This is a genomic window from Aeromicrobium sp. Root344, assembly GCF_001425755.1.
Classification (GTDB): Bacteria; Actinomycetota; Actinomycetes; order Propionibacteriales; family Nocardioidaceae; genus Aeromicrobium.
In genome coordinates this window covers 2,133,659-2,148,542 of the sequence record NZ_LMDH01000001.1, presented here as the reverse complement: position 1 = coordinate 2,148,542, position 14,884 = coordinate 2,133,659, and the positions used below count along the sequence as shown (strand labels likewise).

10 protein-coding genes are annotated in these 14,884 nt (G+C 64.9%); 1 reads left to right on the top strand and 9 read right to left on the bottom strand.

Features of this window, described 5'->3' with window-relative positions:
• Positions 1–65: 65 nt before the first annotated feature.
• Genes ASC61_RS10510 through ASC61_RS10495 form a run of 4 tightly spaced genes read right to left on the bottom strand, consistent with a single transcriptional unit; the run spans position 66 to position 5,602 of the window.
• Positions 66–1,097 carry an ABC transporter ATP-binding protein gene (locus ASC61_RS10510; RefSeq protein WP_056211656.1) on the bottom strand — a complete coding sequence of 344 codons (1,032 nt, stop codon included), beginning with the start codon at positions 1,095–1,097 and terminating at the stop codon, positions 66–68.
• A complete protein-coding gene (locus ASC61_RS10505; protein WP_056211654.1) occupies positions 1,094–3,037 on the bottom strand; it encodes a dipeptide/oligopeptide/nickel ABC transporter permease/ATP-binding protein in 1,944 nt (647 codons plus the stop codon). Before ASC61_RS10505 ends, ASC61_RS10510 begins: the two co-directional genes overlap by 4 nt.
• Positions 3,034–4,068 carry an ABC transporter permease gene (locus ASC61_RS10500; RefSeq protein WP_200935431.1) on the bottom strand — a complete coding sequence of 345 codons (1,035 nt, stop codon included), beginning with the start codon at positions 4,066–4,068 and terminating at the stop codon, positions 3,034–3,036. The genes ASC61_RS10505 and ASC61_RS10500 overlap by 4 nt, the downstream gene beginning before the upstream one ends.
• 7 nt (positions 4,069–4,075) lie before the next feature.
• Positions 4,076–5,602, bottom strand: a complete 1,527-nt coding sequence (locus tag ASC61_RS10495) for an ABC transporter substrate-binding protein (protein WP_082530593.1) — start codon at positions 5,600–5,602, stop codon at positions 4,076–4,078.
• A 448-nt stretch (positions 5,603–6,050) separates the two neighbouring features.
• Between ASC61_RS10495 and ASC61_RS10490 the strand changes: the two genes are divergently transcribed.
• Positions 6,051–7,025, top strand: coding sequence for a LacI family DNA-binding transcriptional regulator (locus ASC61_RS10490; RefSeq protein WP_056211649.1), 975 nt, complete (start codon positions 6,051–6,053; stop codon positions 7,023–7,025).
• A gap of 14 nt (positions 7,026–7,039) precedes the next feature.
• Here ASC61_RS10490 and ASC61_RS10485 read toward each other — a convergent pair whose 3' ends face one another.
• From ASC61_RS10485 to ASC61_RS10465, 5 genes are all read right to left on the bottom strand, one after another.
• Positions 7,040–8,659 carry an AMP-binding protein gene (locus tag ASC61_RS10485; protein ID WP_056211647.1) on the bottom strand — a complete coding sequence of 540 codons (1,620 nt, stop codon included), beginning with the start codon at positions 8,657–8,659 and terminating at the stop codon, positions 7,040–7,042.
• A gap of 174 nt (positions 8,660–8,833) precedes the next feature.
• Positions 8,834–9,970 (bottom strand): serine hydrolase domain-containing protein, encoded by a 1,137-nt coding sequence (locus ASC61_RS10480; RefSeq protein WP_056211645.1) that lies wholly within the window; start codon positions 9,968–9,970, stop codon positions 8,834–8,836.
• Positions 9,967–10,899: an alpha/beta hydrolase gene (locus tag ASC61_RS10475; RefSeq protein ID WP_162243666.1), complete on the bottom strand. Its 933-nt coding sequence runs from the start codon at positions 10,897–10,899 to the stop codon at positions 9,967–9,969. Before ASC61_RS10475 ends, ASC61_RS10480 begins: the two co-directional genes overlap by 4 nt.
• Positions 10,900–11,244: 345 nt before the next feature.
• Positions 11,245–12,444 (bottom strand): NAD(P)/FAD-dependent oxidoreductase, encoded by a 1,200-nt coding sequence (locus tag ASC61_RS10470; RefSeq protein ID WP_162243665.1) that lies wholly within the window; start codon positions 12,442–12,444, stop codon positions 11,245–11,247.
• A gap of 61 nt (positions 12,445–12,505) precedes the next feature.
• The gene (locus tag ASC61_RS10465; RefSeq protein ID WP_056211639.1) at positions 12,506–14,878 is read right to left on the bottom strand and encodes a bifunctional salicylyl-CoA 5-hydroxylase/oxidoreductase; all 2,373 of its coding nucleotides are present in this window, start codon (positions 14,876–14,878) and stop codon (positions 12,506–12,508) included.
• Between the last annotated feature and the right edge of the window lie 6 nt (positions 14,879–14,884).

The following is a 14,884-nucleotide window of genomic DNA, read 5'->3' as shown; positions in this document are numbered from 1 at the left end:
GCATGTGCTCCGCAACGTCGTCCGGCATCGGCTGGAACTGCGAGAGAAGAGGCTCGAGGAACGGGTCAACGGGCATGTGAGATTTTCCTGTCTGGTAGTTCGAGGGTTGGAACGGAGTTGAGATCTCGCCAGCGATGACACGCCACCGATGTCCCGGCGGGCGTCACCTCCATCGTTGGCCGTTCGGAATGGCACACCGGAAGCGCGTGGGGGCACCGAGTCGCGAAGGGGCATCCCGCCGGCTGGCCGGCACCGCTGACGATGGGCAATTGCTCGCGCCGTGTGCGGCGGGCAGCCTGGAGGACAGGATCGGGCACCGGCGCCGCATCGAGCAGCGCCTTGGTGTAGGGATGCAACGGCTTGGAGTAGACGGCCTCTGCGGGCCCTTCCTCCATGACCTGACCGCCGAACAGCACGATGATCCGATGCGACAGATGGCGAACGACGTCCAGGTCATGAGCCACAAAGAGATAGCCGAGGTTGAACTCGCGCTGAAGCTCGCTGAGCAGGTTCAGAACCTGAGCCTGCACAGACAGGTCCAAGGCGCTGACAGGTTCGTCGCAGATGACCAGTCGTGGCTCGACCATCAGTGCCCTGGCAATCGCGATCCGCTGCCGCTGTCCACCGGAGAAGTTGGACGGAAAGCGGTCGATCGCAGTTCGCGGCAGACCGACCCGACCCAGAACCTCTGCCGCCCGATCCCGGACCTGGCCCTTGGACAGCTCCGGGTGGAGTCGAAGCGACTCTGCCAGGGTCGTCCCGATGGTGCGGCTTGGATTCAGCGAGCTGTAGGGATCCTGGAAGATCACCTGCAGGTCCTGGCTGAGGGCTCGTCGCTCCCGGTTGCCGGCACGAGTGATGTCCTGGCCGCCGAACTCGATCGACCCTGCCGTCGGCGAGACAAGCCCCAGGATGGCCCGGCCGATCGTCGACTTGCCGGACCCGGACTCACCAACGAGCCCCAGCGTCTCACCTTGGGCGATGTCGAATGTCACCTTGTCAACTGCACGCAGCGGATCGCGTCCGCGTCCCTGCGGGTACTCCACGGTCAGCTCCCTGACCGCAAGGACCTGTTCGTCGCTGTTCATCGTCTTCATGTCGATCGAACCTCTCGGGCGTGGACGCAGCGACTTTCGTGTCGTTCGCCGATCTGGAGGAGCGGGATCGTCCCGAGCTCGCACGCCGGCGTGGACTGGGTGCATCTCGGGAGGAAGCGGCACCCGGGCGGCATGGCTCCGAGCTCGGGCACGGATCCGGGGATGGTCGGCAGCATCCCGGCGGCATGCTGGTTGTGGGGATTGGAGGCCAGAAGCGCCTGTGTGTACGGATGACCGGGGCGCGCGAACAGATCCGCCACACTGGCCGTCTCGACCACCTCACCCGCGTACATCACGACCACCCGATCGCAGATGTCGGCCACGACACCCAGGTCATGGGTGACCAAGAGGATCGCCATCCCGTGGTCTCGCTGCAACGAACGCAGGAGCTCGAGGATCTCGACCTGCATCGTCACGTCGAGGGCTGTGGTGGGCTCATCCGCGATCAAGAGTCGTGGTTCGCCAGCCAGCGCCCGCGCGATGACCACCCGTTGCGCCATGCCACCCGAGAGCTCGTGAGGATACATCCGCGCCGCCCTCGTTGGATCCGGCAGCTGCACCTGTTCCAGGAGTTCCTGCACCCGACGTTTCGCGTCGGCGCCCCGAAGCGGGGTGTTCGCCCGCACCGCTTCTTCCAGCTGCCAGCCGATGCGGAATGCCGGATCCAGGCTGACCATCGGCTCCTGGGAGATGTAGGCGATCTCGCTGCCGCGCACCTCTTGGATGTCGCGCTCCGAAAGCGTGAGAAGGTCCTGTCCGGCGAAATGTGCCTCGCCGTCTTCCACATGGCCGCCGTGTCCAAGCATGCCCAGGATCGCAAGAGCTGTCGTGGTCTTCCCGCAGCCGGATTCACCGACGACGCCAACCGTCTCGCCCGGGCCGACCTCGAAGGAGACTCGTTCGGCCGCCCGGACATTCCCGCCTGACGACGCGAAGGAGACGGTGAGGTTCCGGATGCCGAGCAGGACATCATCGTCGACCGAAATCGCCGGCGCATCCGCGCCCTTCTTCTTCTCGCGCTGCTTCGTCGAGCGAGACGGGCTCCTCTTCGGCGACCACCCTTCGGTGCTCACGTCTCGCACCGCATCACCGAGGAGCCCGAGTGCGAGCACCGTCAGCGCGATCGCGATTCCGGGTGGCCAGATCAGCCACCCTTGCTGGAACATCACCCCGACGCCATCGGCGACCATTCCTCCCCAGCTCGGCGCGGGCGGGCCGGCAATGAGCGAGAGAAACGCCAGGCCGGTCTGGAGAAGCAGCGCGCCTGCCGCCAGCAATGAGAGCTGCACAATGATCGGTCCGACGATTCGGGGCAGCACGTGACGCCTGACGATGTATGACGGTGACAGGCCGGCCACGACCGCCGCAGCGATGTACAGCTGTTCCCGAACCGGCAGCGTCGCAGCGCGCACCACCCGGAAGAGCGCTGGCGCCGTCAGAACTCCCATCGTCACCATCGCCGCGACCAGATTCTGCGAGAAGACCGACAACACCACGATGACCAGAACCATGGCGGGAAGCGACAGCACCAAGTCGGCAATCCAGCAGAGCGTGCGATCAAGTCGACCGCCCACATACCCTGCGAGCAGACCGAGCGGGATGCCCAGCAGCATGACAACCACGAGAGCCACTCCGACCCCGATCAGCGTGTCCTGAGAACCCACGAGCAATCGCTGCAGGACATCCCTGCCCAAGCTGTCGGTGCCCAGCCAGTGCTGCGAGCTCGGCCCCTGGAGCGAGTCGGCAAGATCGCCGGCACGTTCAGCGGCGACGTCTGGCAGCAGGATTGGACTGGCGATCGCGACGACCGCAAGGACAGCGAGGTACACGAGGCAGGCGACGGCCTGCGGTCGGCGGAGCAGTCGGCGTACGAAGCGCGAGTCCGCCGATGACGAACCGGAGACGTCTGTGATCTCGGTGAACGGTGCGACGAGCGTCATGATGACCTCAGCTTGGGGTTGAGCAGGCCGTATGCGATGTCGACGGCGAAGTTCACGATGATCACGACGAGGGTGAAGACGACTGCGACGGCTTGCACTGCGGGAATGTCGTTGGACAGAGCGGACGTGACAAGCAGCGAGCCCAGGCCGGGCACGGCGAACAAGTTCTCGATGAGGACCGCTCCTCCGAACAACCCGATCGTCTGCAGTCCGACAACGGTGACCACTGGGATGGCCGCGTTCTTCAACGCGTGTCGGAAGATGAGGGATCGCGGTGGGATTCCGTTCGCAGCCGCCATGCGGATGTAGTCACTGCCCAACACGTCGAGCATCGCTTCACGGGTCTGCTTGACCACGGCGGCAACAGATCCGAGGGACAGCGCGAACACCGGCAACGCCAACGAGCGAGCCCAGGCGGTGGGTGACTCCGAGAGCGGGACGTACCCGACCGCAGGGAGCCACTCGAGCTTGATGGCGAAAACGACCACGAGCATCGAGCCCACCCAGAAGACCGGCAGAGCCCACACGACGAGCACCAGTGCATCAATCGCTCTGGCGAGCCAGCCATCCTTGACGGCACTGAAGACGCCGCCAGCGACTCCCACGACGACGCTCACCAGGATGGCTCCGCTGATGAGTGACAAGGTCACCGGGAGTCGAGCCCAGATCTCACCCGCAACGGATGTCCCGTTGATGATTGACGTCCCGAAGTCACCGGTGACGGCGCGACTCAGCCAATGCCAGAACTGTTCGTACACCGGTTGGTCAAGCCCGAGCTGCTGGCGGAGCGCCTCATACTGTTCCGGAGTACCTCGGGTTCCGAGGATCTGCCGCGCTGCGTCACCCGGCGTCAGCGAGAGCAGCACAAAGCTCAGGCTGGAGACCAGGAGCAGCAGCGGGACCGCCGTGAACACACGACGGATGACCATCGAGACCATCGACCCTCGGGTCAGGCGCCACCGGCGGAGACGCAGCCCCGGACCGGGACGCCCCAGGGGCGTCCCGGTCACCTTGGCGTGAAGTGTGGTCACGGAGAGATCAGCTCTTCCAGCCGAAGTCCGCCGCGAACGGCATCCATGTGCCCTTGTCGATACCGGTCAGGTGCTTGTTCATGCCCCAGATGGTGTCGGCGGTGTAGATCGGCACGTTCAGCGCCTGCTCAGTCACCGTGCTGCTCAGCTTGGCGAAGGTCTCGGCTGCCTCATCGCCGCTCTGGGACCGGCCGAGCTCGAACAGCCGATCCAGCTCGGGATTGACCACGCCGAATGGGTTGAGCGATGCCTTCGGGCCCCAGAAGAGCGAGTACCCCATCCAGGTCGGCACTGCATCAGGCGGCCATTCAATGCCACTGAACTTCTTCGACAGCGCCAACGCAACGAAGTCTGTCGTCGCTGCCTTGACCTGGACCTTCACGCCGATGGCCTCCCAGTCCTTGGCCACGGCCTGCATGGTGGCGTCTCCAATGACGGACGCGGTCCCGCCATCGACGACCTTCATGCTGAACCCGTCCTTGTAGCCCGCCTCGGCGAGGAGTGTCTTCGCCTTCTGGGGGTCATAGGGATAGCGGTCGTTCAGAGCAGGGTCCGTGTCAGACATCTGAAGCTGAGACGTCGGAGCGCCGAACTCTCCCACCATCGCCTTGGCGATGGCCTTGCGGTTGACGGCGTAGTTGAGGGCTTGACGGACGCGGACGTCGCCCAGAGCCGGCGCAAGACTTCCCTTGGAGTCAAGAAGCGACACGATGACCGTGCCTGAGGCCCAATGCATCACCTTGACGCCGGACTTCGCGGCGGCCGCAGCGACGGTCGGGTCGAGACTGCCAAAATCAAGCTGCCCGGCCTGGAACGCCCTGAGCATGGCCGACTTGTCCGAAATCACCTTGACCGTGACCTTCTTGAAGCGGATGGCGGACTTGTCGTAGTAGTACTTGCTCGGGACCAGCGTGTAGTGATCTCCCGCCACGGTCTGCGACGAGTCGATCACGTAGGGGCCCACGCCGTATGTCGTCTTCGCCAGGTCCGCCGGGTGGGCCACCGCCTTGGGACTGGAGACCGCCCCGCCGTTCCCGTACTGCGAGAGGATCACCGGGACAATCGGATTGGGCGAAGCGAGATGCAGCGTGAGCTTGTAGTCGCCTTGCGTCTCGATCGACTTGATCGAGAGGTTTGATGCGAATGGGCCACCGGCCTTCGCGAAGTACAGGAGCCACGTCTTCACCGCTGCCGCGTTCAGAGGCTCACCGTCGGTGAAGCGGATGCCCTTCTTGAGCGTGAGCTCGAACGTCGTGTTGCCCTTGCCCACATAACCGGAGTCGCTCACCAGTGCCGGGCTGGCTGACTTGTCGGCGTTGAGGTGGAAGAGAGCTTCATTCGTGAGGGATCGCATGACGTTCGGAAGCCCCGCGGCGTCCTTGGCGGGATCCAGGGTGACCGGGCCGACGCCGAGACCGATGCGCAAGACATCAGGCTTCGCACCACCCTTGCCGTCGGAACCTCCGCCGCAGCCAGCAATCCCCAAGGCCATCACCGCCGCAGCGAGCGACGCAATCAGTTTTTTCCGGAACATCGATTTCTCCTTGGCCTGGTCGCAAATCTCCGGCCGCCATCCCCCTGAAGTCGGCTTCACCCATTCTGCGGCTCACCACGGAGGTGCGTCGAAGAATCGATTCTCGATTTACTAACACGAGTTATTAAGTGTGAGCAACATAACGCTCAAGAGCTTGAGTAGCAAGGGTCGGCGCCAAAATCTTGTCAAGACATAACCCGTGATCTCGTGCCGTCATGAGCCTTTCTTGGTGAATATGCCCTGCCATTGCAGACATTGCAGCGATAGGTACGTAACTGGGTACTTTATGCACTTTTGTCGTTCCGCGCAAGGCCGAGACGGCTGAAGATGGCGTGCCGCGCGGGCATCGATCAATCGAGTTACTAAATGGAGTAGTCGCGTATGTTGTGGACGTCAGCTCCAGTCGACAAGAGGAGGCGCAGGCGTGCCCGTAGCCAAGGGACGACGCGTGAGCAGCCAGGACGTCGCGGACGCCGCAGGTGTCTCGCGGACGACCGTGAGCTTTGTCCTGAACGACAGACCGAACGCGGGCATCCCCGAGAGCACCCGCGAGCGGGTGTGGGCTGCCGCGCGCGAGCTCGGTTTCACTCCTTCACCGGAGGCCCGGGCACTGCGCCTTGGCCGGAGCGCCGTGGTCCTGTGCCTCTTGCCCGACTGGCCGATCGCCGGGCCGTTCGGAGAGCTGCTGCAGCGTCTGAGCGCCGAGCTCGACAAGGCGGGCCTGACGATGCTCGCTCATCAGCGCGGCGCAGGTGACGACCTCAGCAACGTGCTGGGGGCGCTCACGCCCACCGCCGTCGTCGCGATGTGCGACCTCAGCGTTTCTGAGGTCAAGCTCGCAGAGCAACGCGACATACCGATCACGGCATACATGGGTCGGGTGCCAGAGCACGACGACGTTTCAGCACTCAAGCAGACCGAGATCGGCAGGCTTCAAGCCAGCACGCTCGTCGACGACGGTCACCACGTCCTCGCGTATGTCTCGCCGCACGATCGCCGGATCGACTGGTTCAGTGCACCCCGCCTCGCCGGGGCGCAGCAGGAGGCCAGCAAGCGTGACGTTCAGCTGTCCCACTTCCGGCTGCCGGCAGACGATCGCCCCGCGGTTCGCGGCTGGCTGAACCAGGCCGTCGCCGAAGGGGTCACCGGCATCTGCGCGTTCAACGACGAGGCAGCATTCGCGCTCATGATGGCCGCTGCTGATGAGGGCCTGGCCGTTCCTGACGACATCTCGCTGATTGGCGTCGACGATTCCGCCCTCAGCCGACTGACCCGACCGACGATCACGACCATCAGCTTCGAGCTGGCACACCAAGCCGAACAGCTCGTGGCCATCATCACGGACACGCAGGCCGACCAGACGCAGCAGTCAGCCGCGGATCCGCTCACCCTGCAGCGCAGGGAGTCCGTACGCAAGCTCTGAGCGAGACGCTGGCATCAGGTCGCGAGCCCCAGACGCACCGCGCTCTCCTCGCGCATCTGAACCTTGCGGATCTTGCCGGTGACGGTCATCGGGAACTCGTCGACGAGCAGGACGTAGCGCGGAATCTTGTAGTGCGCGAGCTTGCCGGCCGAGTATGCCCGTACGGCTTCGGCGTCGAGCGGTTCGGCTCCGGTGCGGAGCTTGATCCACGCGCACAGTTCCTCGCCATATTTCTGGTCGGGCACGCCGATCGCCTGGACCTCCTCGATGTCGGGGTGGGCGTAGAGGAACTCCTCGATCTCGCGTGGGTAGATGTTCTCGCCACCTCGGATCACCATGTCCTTGATCCGCCCGACGATGTTGCAGTAACCGTCCTCGCGCATCTCGGCGAGGTCGCCGGTGTGCATCCACCCATCCGCGTCGATCGCCTCGGCCGTCTTGGCCGGGTCGTCCCAGTAGCCGAGCATGACCGAGTAGCCACGAGTGCAGAACTCGCCGGCCTGCCCCCGTTCGACGGTGTCGCCGGTGACGGGGTCGACGATCTTGATCTCCACGTGCGGGTGCACCCGGCCGATCGTCGCGGTCCTGCGATCCAGGTCGTCATCGGCCCGGGTCTGGCACGACACGGGACTCGTCTCGGTCATCCCGTACGCGATCGACACCTCGGCCATGTGCATGTCATCGATGCACCTCTTCATCACCTCGACCGGACAGACAGAACCGGCCATCACCCCGGTCCGCAAGCTGGACAGGTCATGGTCGACGAAGTCGGGGGCGTTCTGCATCGCGATGAACATCGTCGGCACGCCATACACACCCGTGCACCGCTCCTCGGCGATCGACCGCAACGTCATCGACGGATCGAACCCAGGCGACGGAATCACCATGGCGGCACCGTGCGTCGTGCAACCGAGGTTCGCCATCACCATCCCGAAGCAGTGGTAGAACGGCACCGGTATGCACAGCCGGTCCAGCTCGGTGAAGTTGATCAGCTCGGTGGCGAAGAATCCGTTGTTCAGGATGTTGCGGTGCGACAAGGTCGCACCCTTGGGGTAGCCGGTGGTTCCTGAGGTGTACTGGATGTTGATCGGATCGGTGTTGACCAACGTCGCCATCCGCTCGGTGACCGCCGACTCCGGCAGCCCCTCCCCCTCGGCCATCAGGACACTCCAGTCGTCCGAGTCGAGGTAGACGACCCGCTCCAGATCGATGTTCACCAGCGCCGTCTGCTCGACCATCTCCCGATAGTTGCTGGACTTGAACTCCGTCGCGCTGACCAGCATCCTCATGCCCGACTGCTGCACCGCATAGGCGAACTCATGCGTCCGGTACGCCGGGTTGACGTTGACCAAGATCGCCCCGACCTTGGCTGCCGCGAACTGGGTGATCGTCCACTCGGCGCAGTTCGGCGCCCAGATCCCGACCCGGTCACCCTTCTCGATGCCAGCCGCGATCAATCCCCGCGCCAGTCCGTCGACATCATGGTTCAGCTCGTTGTATGTCCAACGCCGCCCCGTGGCAACCTCGACGAGCGCTTCACGATCGCCGTGCGCGGCCACCGTCGCCTCGAAGTTCGCCCCGATCGTGTCTTCCAGCAGTGGCGAACCGGACCCAGCCTTCTCATGAGACTTCATGTCAGTGACTCCCGTCGATCGAACGTCCTCAGCTGTGTCTTTTCAGTCCTAACCGACTCATGCCCGACCCAGGAAGAGAGGCTGGGCCGGACACGAGCCGGGTGGCTCCAGGAAACGGCGCCGCGGCGCCCAACGCCTCCTGGAAGTCTGATGTTGCTACGCATGCAGGGACAGTCACCGCAAGACCTTCAGCACCTCGGCAACCAATGCGTTCGCATGGGGGTCGACGCCGCCGAGAACCGGAAACAGGTCCGGCAGGAACGCGAACGAGAAGCCGTGCTCACGATCGGCGAAGGCCAACGCACCGGCGGCGCCGTCATGACCGAACGACATCGGACCGGCGAATGGCTTCCGTGGGAACGGGAGCATGAAGCCCAGACCGTACCGCGTCTCCTCCATGAAGATCCGGTCCACACCCCCGGACTCCTGCTCGCAGAACTGCTTCAGAATCGCGTCGTCCAGGAGCCTGAAGCCATCGACGGGCCCCAGACAGCTCGCATACATTCGCGCCAACGCCCGCGCGCTCGCCACCCCGTTGGCTCCTGGAATCTCAGCTGCTCGGAACTCACGCTGGTTGCAACCCGTGGTTATGTCCTGAAGCCCGTTGGAGACAGTCCTGGAGGTCAGGCTGGCAGGATCGCGCGCCTCGGCGTCCAGCGCGTCGGACTCGTGCGTCAGGCTGAGCGCGTCGGATCGCAGGGGCACCACCCGCGGCTCGACCGGTTCGGGCAGCCCGATCCAGAAGTCCAGACCCAAGGGCCCGGCGATCTCGGTGGCGAAGAACTGACCGATCGACACGCCGGTCACCCGACGCACGACTTCGCCGATCAACGTCCCGTAGGTCCATGGGTGATAGCCGTGGGTCGTTCCCGGCTCCCAATAGGGCTCTTGCTGCTCGAGTGCGTGGACCAGCATCGGCGTGTTCGCCAGATCGGCCATCCCGGCCAGGGGCACGTCCACCGTCGGCAGTCCCATCCGGTGGCTGAGCAGCCATCGAATGGGCGCTTCAGACTTGCCGGCCTGGCCGAACTCTGGCCAGATGGAGGCGACCGGAGCATCGAGATCCAGGAGCCCGTGTTGGACCAGGCGCGCCACGCAGAGAGCAACCGCACCCTTGGTCGCCGAGAAGAGGACCTGAACGCCCTCGTGGCTCTGTGCTGGCCCGCCCCAGATGTCGAGGCACGGAACACTGTCGACGTAGACGCACAGGGCTGCGCTGTAGGAGGGAGCCTCCGACAGGATGCTCTCGAAGGCTTGCGCGACCGGCTCGAACCCAGGTGCGACGATCGTCTCGCTAGTCCTCGCGATCATGGCGTGACTCCTTCGAGCGCGCGAACCGCAAGGAAGTCGGCAAGGACCCGCAGCGAACGATCGGTCCCGGCGATCTTGGGATTGAAGTTCAGGTGGCCGTGCGGCATTCCAGCTTCCACGCGATAGTGCGTGGGCACTCCAGCGACCTCCAGCTGACCGGCAAAGTCCTCTGCGGAGACCCGCAGGTCGTCGTACTCCGACGCGATGATGACGGTCGGCGGCAAGCCACCGAGATCCATGTCGGCAGCCATCGCGTATGCAGGGACGTCGGTCAGGCTTCCGAGGAAGTTCTCGACGAGCTGGTCGTACTCTTCGGGCAGGAGACGCAATAGCCGCGGCAGCTCGGCAAGCAGTGACGCCCGTTCCGGATCCGCTGGGACCAACGGGTGGTGCACCGCGGGGTAGGCCAGCAAGAGCCCTGCGGGAACAACGCCTCCTTCGTCGCGAATGCGCAACGCGGCCGACGCGGCCAGGTTGCCACCTGCGCTGGCGCCGCCCAGGGACAGCATCCCAGGGCCGATGCCGAGCAGATGGGCGCTGTTGGCGACCCAGCGCCACGCCGCGACCACGTCGTCGAGTGGAACGGGAAAGGTCACGCCGTCGACCGCGAGCCGGTAGTCGACGGACACGACGACCGCCCCGGCTTGGCGGCACAGCTCGCGGGCCACCATGTCGGATTCCGGCATGTCCAGATCGCCCGCTTGCCAGCCGCCTCCGTGCGCCCAGACCAGTCCAGGGCTCACACCAGAGGCATCGTCGGGAGAGTAGATCCGCAAGGGGATCGGGCCATGCGGACCCGGCGCTGTCACTTCATCCGTGACGCACACCGGCGGGACATATCCGACAGGCGGAGTCATGGCCGCCTCGAACTGGCTCATCTTGGCTGGGTCGGCGAGGAGCTCCGCCATCGACTCCAGCCCGTCGAGCATCCTGAATCTCGCGGCGAAGTACGGGTCTATCGGCATGCTGGCCACCTCGCTGTGTGGGGTCGAAGGACACTGGGGCCTTCTTCAGTGCTGGGACCCTAACACGTGTTAGTTGCCCTGTGCCAGTGCCGCCCCGCGACCACGGCGTGGAAGGATCGCCGCATCGTGTGACATGGCATCGGAACGTGCCGCCGGCCCAGACTGGAGACAGACCATGTGAACCCGGCTACGTCGCCGACCGCGTCCCACTCGATGGTCGCGCTGCGATCACCCAGATCCTCGCCTGAACCGTCGCCGACGCCTCGACAACCACCAGCGACGCATTTGGCGTGTGATTCACCGACTAGCTCAACCTGCTACGGACCCGCGGCGCGTTGGCGTCGTTTGCCCGTACAAGTGTTTCAGCATGATCCCGGCAACAAGGCGAGATCCGGCCACGCCTCGCCCGGCGAATCCGTCGGCGTGTGCCACGCTCCTGCTGTGCGCGAGGCCATTGAATGCGAACGACTGATTGAGGGTGTCGATCGCCCCGGCCCACCGATGGCTGAAGCGCACGCCCTCGAGTTGAGGAAACGTCGCCATGAAGGATGACGCCAGGCTGGTGAACGGCTCGGGCGCGAACGAGTACCCGAAGCGACGTTGAGGAAGGTGCATGGCAGCGCACAAGATGCGATTGTCTGCCGTGAGACGAGCGCGGTGGACGTGGGTGTCCATATCCACGAGACCCTGCCTGTTGCGCCATCCCACCGACGCGAGCTGCTCGTCCGTGAGCGGCTCCGTCGTCATCAGGTATTCGTTCGCGGAAGCCCTCAGGTATCGAGCGCGATGAAGGAGCGGTCGAAACGCGTTGGTGCAGAGCGCGACCTGTTGGCTGTCGACATGGCCGCTCGCGGTGCGGACGCGCACCGCGCCGCCGGCTTGGGTGTCGACACCGGTGACAGCCGATTGTTCGTGAATCACGACGCCGAGCTCTGTCGCCGCGCGAGCCAGACCTGTGCTGAGCTTCCCCGGATTCACCAGGACGCAGACATCGGTCCTCCATCGCCCTGCTCGAAAGATGGGGCTGGCGATCTCGCTCCTGATCGAATCCGCGTCATACCAGAATCCGTGTTCTGCCTGCTTGAGGCGGCGGACCTGGTCAGCGTCGTACGCCACGGAAAGAATGCCTGTGGGTTCGATCTCGGCGTCGATACCGAGGTCGCAGATGTCGCGCTCCAGACCGCACAAGTTCTCGAGGCCCACGCGCTCCAGCGCCTCGAATTCATGCGGCCACCGACGACGACCGTCGCCGTGGTCGCCGAGGCTCGACTCAGCAAAGCCCCCGTTGCGGACTGACGCACCCGATCCGACCAGGCCGGACTCCAGGAGCACGACTCGCGCTGACGGATCTCGCCGCTTGGCCTGCACCGCCGCCCACAACCCCGTATGGCCGGCGCCGACGATGGTCAGATCACCTCGCGTCCCACCCTGCAGCGGCTCGTACGCGACCGCTTCGATTCCATCGAGCCAGAACACTCTGTGGTCCGTATCGCTGAGCGAGTGTGCCACGGCACGAGCATCGGGCATGTGGCGTTCGAAGACTGTCTGACGCCTCACAACGTCTCCGCTTTCACACGGCTTGGGCGGGCCGCCACCGACGGTGGCCGTCAACCTCGACACCCGACCTGATGAGCTCAAGGCGAGGCTTCGGGCCATCGAGGCGTCCGGTCTGGGGCTTGCGACGTCCTGCCCGCCATGGGACAGGCCACTCGGCGCCCGGCCCGTCGTAGTCCTGGTCGAGGGCCGCGTGCAACGTCCAGCTCGGGTCATAGAGGTGCACCCGTCCGAGCGCGCACAGGTCGGCGCGGCCTGACAGCACGATGGTGTTGACGTCGTCGGCCGACGAGATCACGCCCACCGCAATTGTCGGGACGTTCACCACGTTACGAACGGCATCGGCAAAGGGTGTCTGGTACGAACGTCCGAACGCAGGACGCTCTTCGGACGTGACCTGACCGGTAGAGACGTCAATGGCTGCGGCGCCGGCCTTCTCGAACATACGCGCCATGTGCAGTGCGTCTTCGCGCGTTGTTCCTCCCTCGACCCAGTCCGTCGCGGAGATGCGCACCGTCATCGGCTTGTGGGCCGGCCACGCGTCCCGCATCGCCGAGAAGACCTCCAACGGGAAGCGCAGCCGGGACTCCACATCGCCGCCGTACTCGTCCGTGCGTTGATTGGTGACCGGCGAAAGGAAGGACGACAGCAGGTAGCCGTGAGCGCAGTGCAGCTCAGCCAGATCGAATCCCGCACGGTCCGCTCGGACGGTCGAGGCGACGAACTCGGCAACGATGGCGTCCATGTCGCTTCGGTCGAGTGCCCGCGGAACCTGGTTGACGCCGTCCCGATAGGCCACCTCGGATGCCGAGACAACGGGCCAGTTCCCGTCATCGAGCGGCTGGTCGATCCCTTCCCACATCAGCTTGGTCGAACCCTTGGGACCCGAGTGCCCGATCTGGACGCCGATCTTGGCCTGTGAGGACGCGTGCACGAAGTCGGTGATGCGCCCCCACGCCGCACCTTGCTCGTCGGTCCACAGGCCAGCGCAACCCGGGGTGATCCGCGCCTCCGGTGAGACGCAGACCATCTCGGTCATGACCAGGCCGGCTCCACCGAGCGCCTTGCCACCCAGATGCGCGAGGTGGAAGTCACCAGGCAGGCCGTCAACGGCCACATACATGTCCATGGGTGAGACGACGACGCGATTCGCCAGTTCGAGCTCGCCAAGTCGGTATGGGTGGAACATCGGCGGGCGCGCGTGGCCGTCGCCCCGCCCCGCGAGCTTCTCGTGCTGCGCGAACCAGCGGTCGACTCCAGCCACGTACTCGGGATCGCGCAGCCGAAGATTGTCGTACGTGATCCGCCGGCTCCTGGTGAGGATGTTGAACGCGAACTGTTCAGGGTCCTGATGGACGTACTGGTCGATGTTCTCGAACCACTCGAGGCTCGCCTGCGCAGCACGTTGCGTCGAGAGCACGACAGCCTTGCGCTCCTCCTCGTACGCCGCAAGCGCGGTGGGCACGTCCACTTCCTCGTGCAGACAGGCGGCCAGCGACAGCGCGTCCTCCATGGCCAGCTTGGTTCCAGAGCCGATCGAGAAGTGAGCCGTGTGCGCGGCATCGCCCAGCAGCACGACGTTCTCGTGGAACCAGCTCACATTGCTGACCGTCGTGAAGCTGGTCCAGCGCGAGTTGTTGGCTAGCACCTCGTGACCGCCGAGCACGTCGGAGAACTGCTCCCGGACGAAGTCGACAGACTTCTCATCGGACTCCCCCGCCTTCAAATCGGTCACGTCATGCGCGTCGAGCCCAGCCCGGTGCCACACGTCCTCGTGCATCTCGACGATGAAGGTGCTGCCGTTGGCGTCGAAGGGGTAACCGTGGATCTGCATGACTCCGTGCGGCGTCTCGCGGATGTCGAACGTGAATGCCTCGAAGACCTTGTCGGTCCCGAGCCACATGTAACGGCTCTGTCGAACATCGAGGGTCGGCTGGAACTCGTCGGCCAGCTCGGTTCGGATCGCGGAGTTCAAACCATCGGCAGCAAGAACGAGGTCGTACTCCCGCCTGAGGACCTCGGTGGGCGGAGCTTGGGTCTGGAAGAGCACGTCGACGCCGAGCTCCAGGCAGCGCTCCTGCAGGATCTCGAGCAGTCGCTTGCGGCCCATCGCGGCGAAACCGTGTCCGCCGCTGGTGATCACCTGACCGCCGTAGTGGACGTCGATGTCGTCCCAGCGAGCGAACTCTCGTTCCATCTGGGCGTGGATGACTGGATCGGCGTGCTCGATGCCGCCCAGCGTCTCGTCAGAGAAGACGACGCCGAACCCGAAGGTGTCGTCGGCAGCGTTGCGCTCCCACACGGTGATCTCGTGCTCCGGGCCGAGCTGCTTGGCGAGCGCCGAGAAGTAGAGACCACCCGGTCCTCCACCGATGACTGCGATGCGCACGGGTCC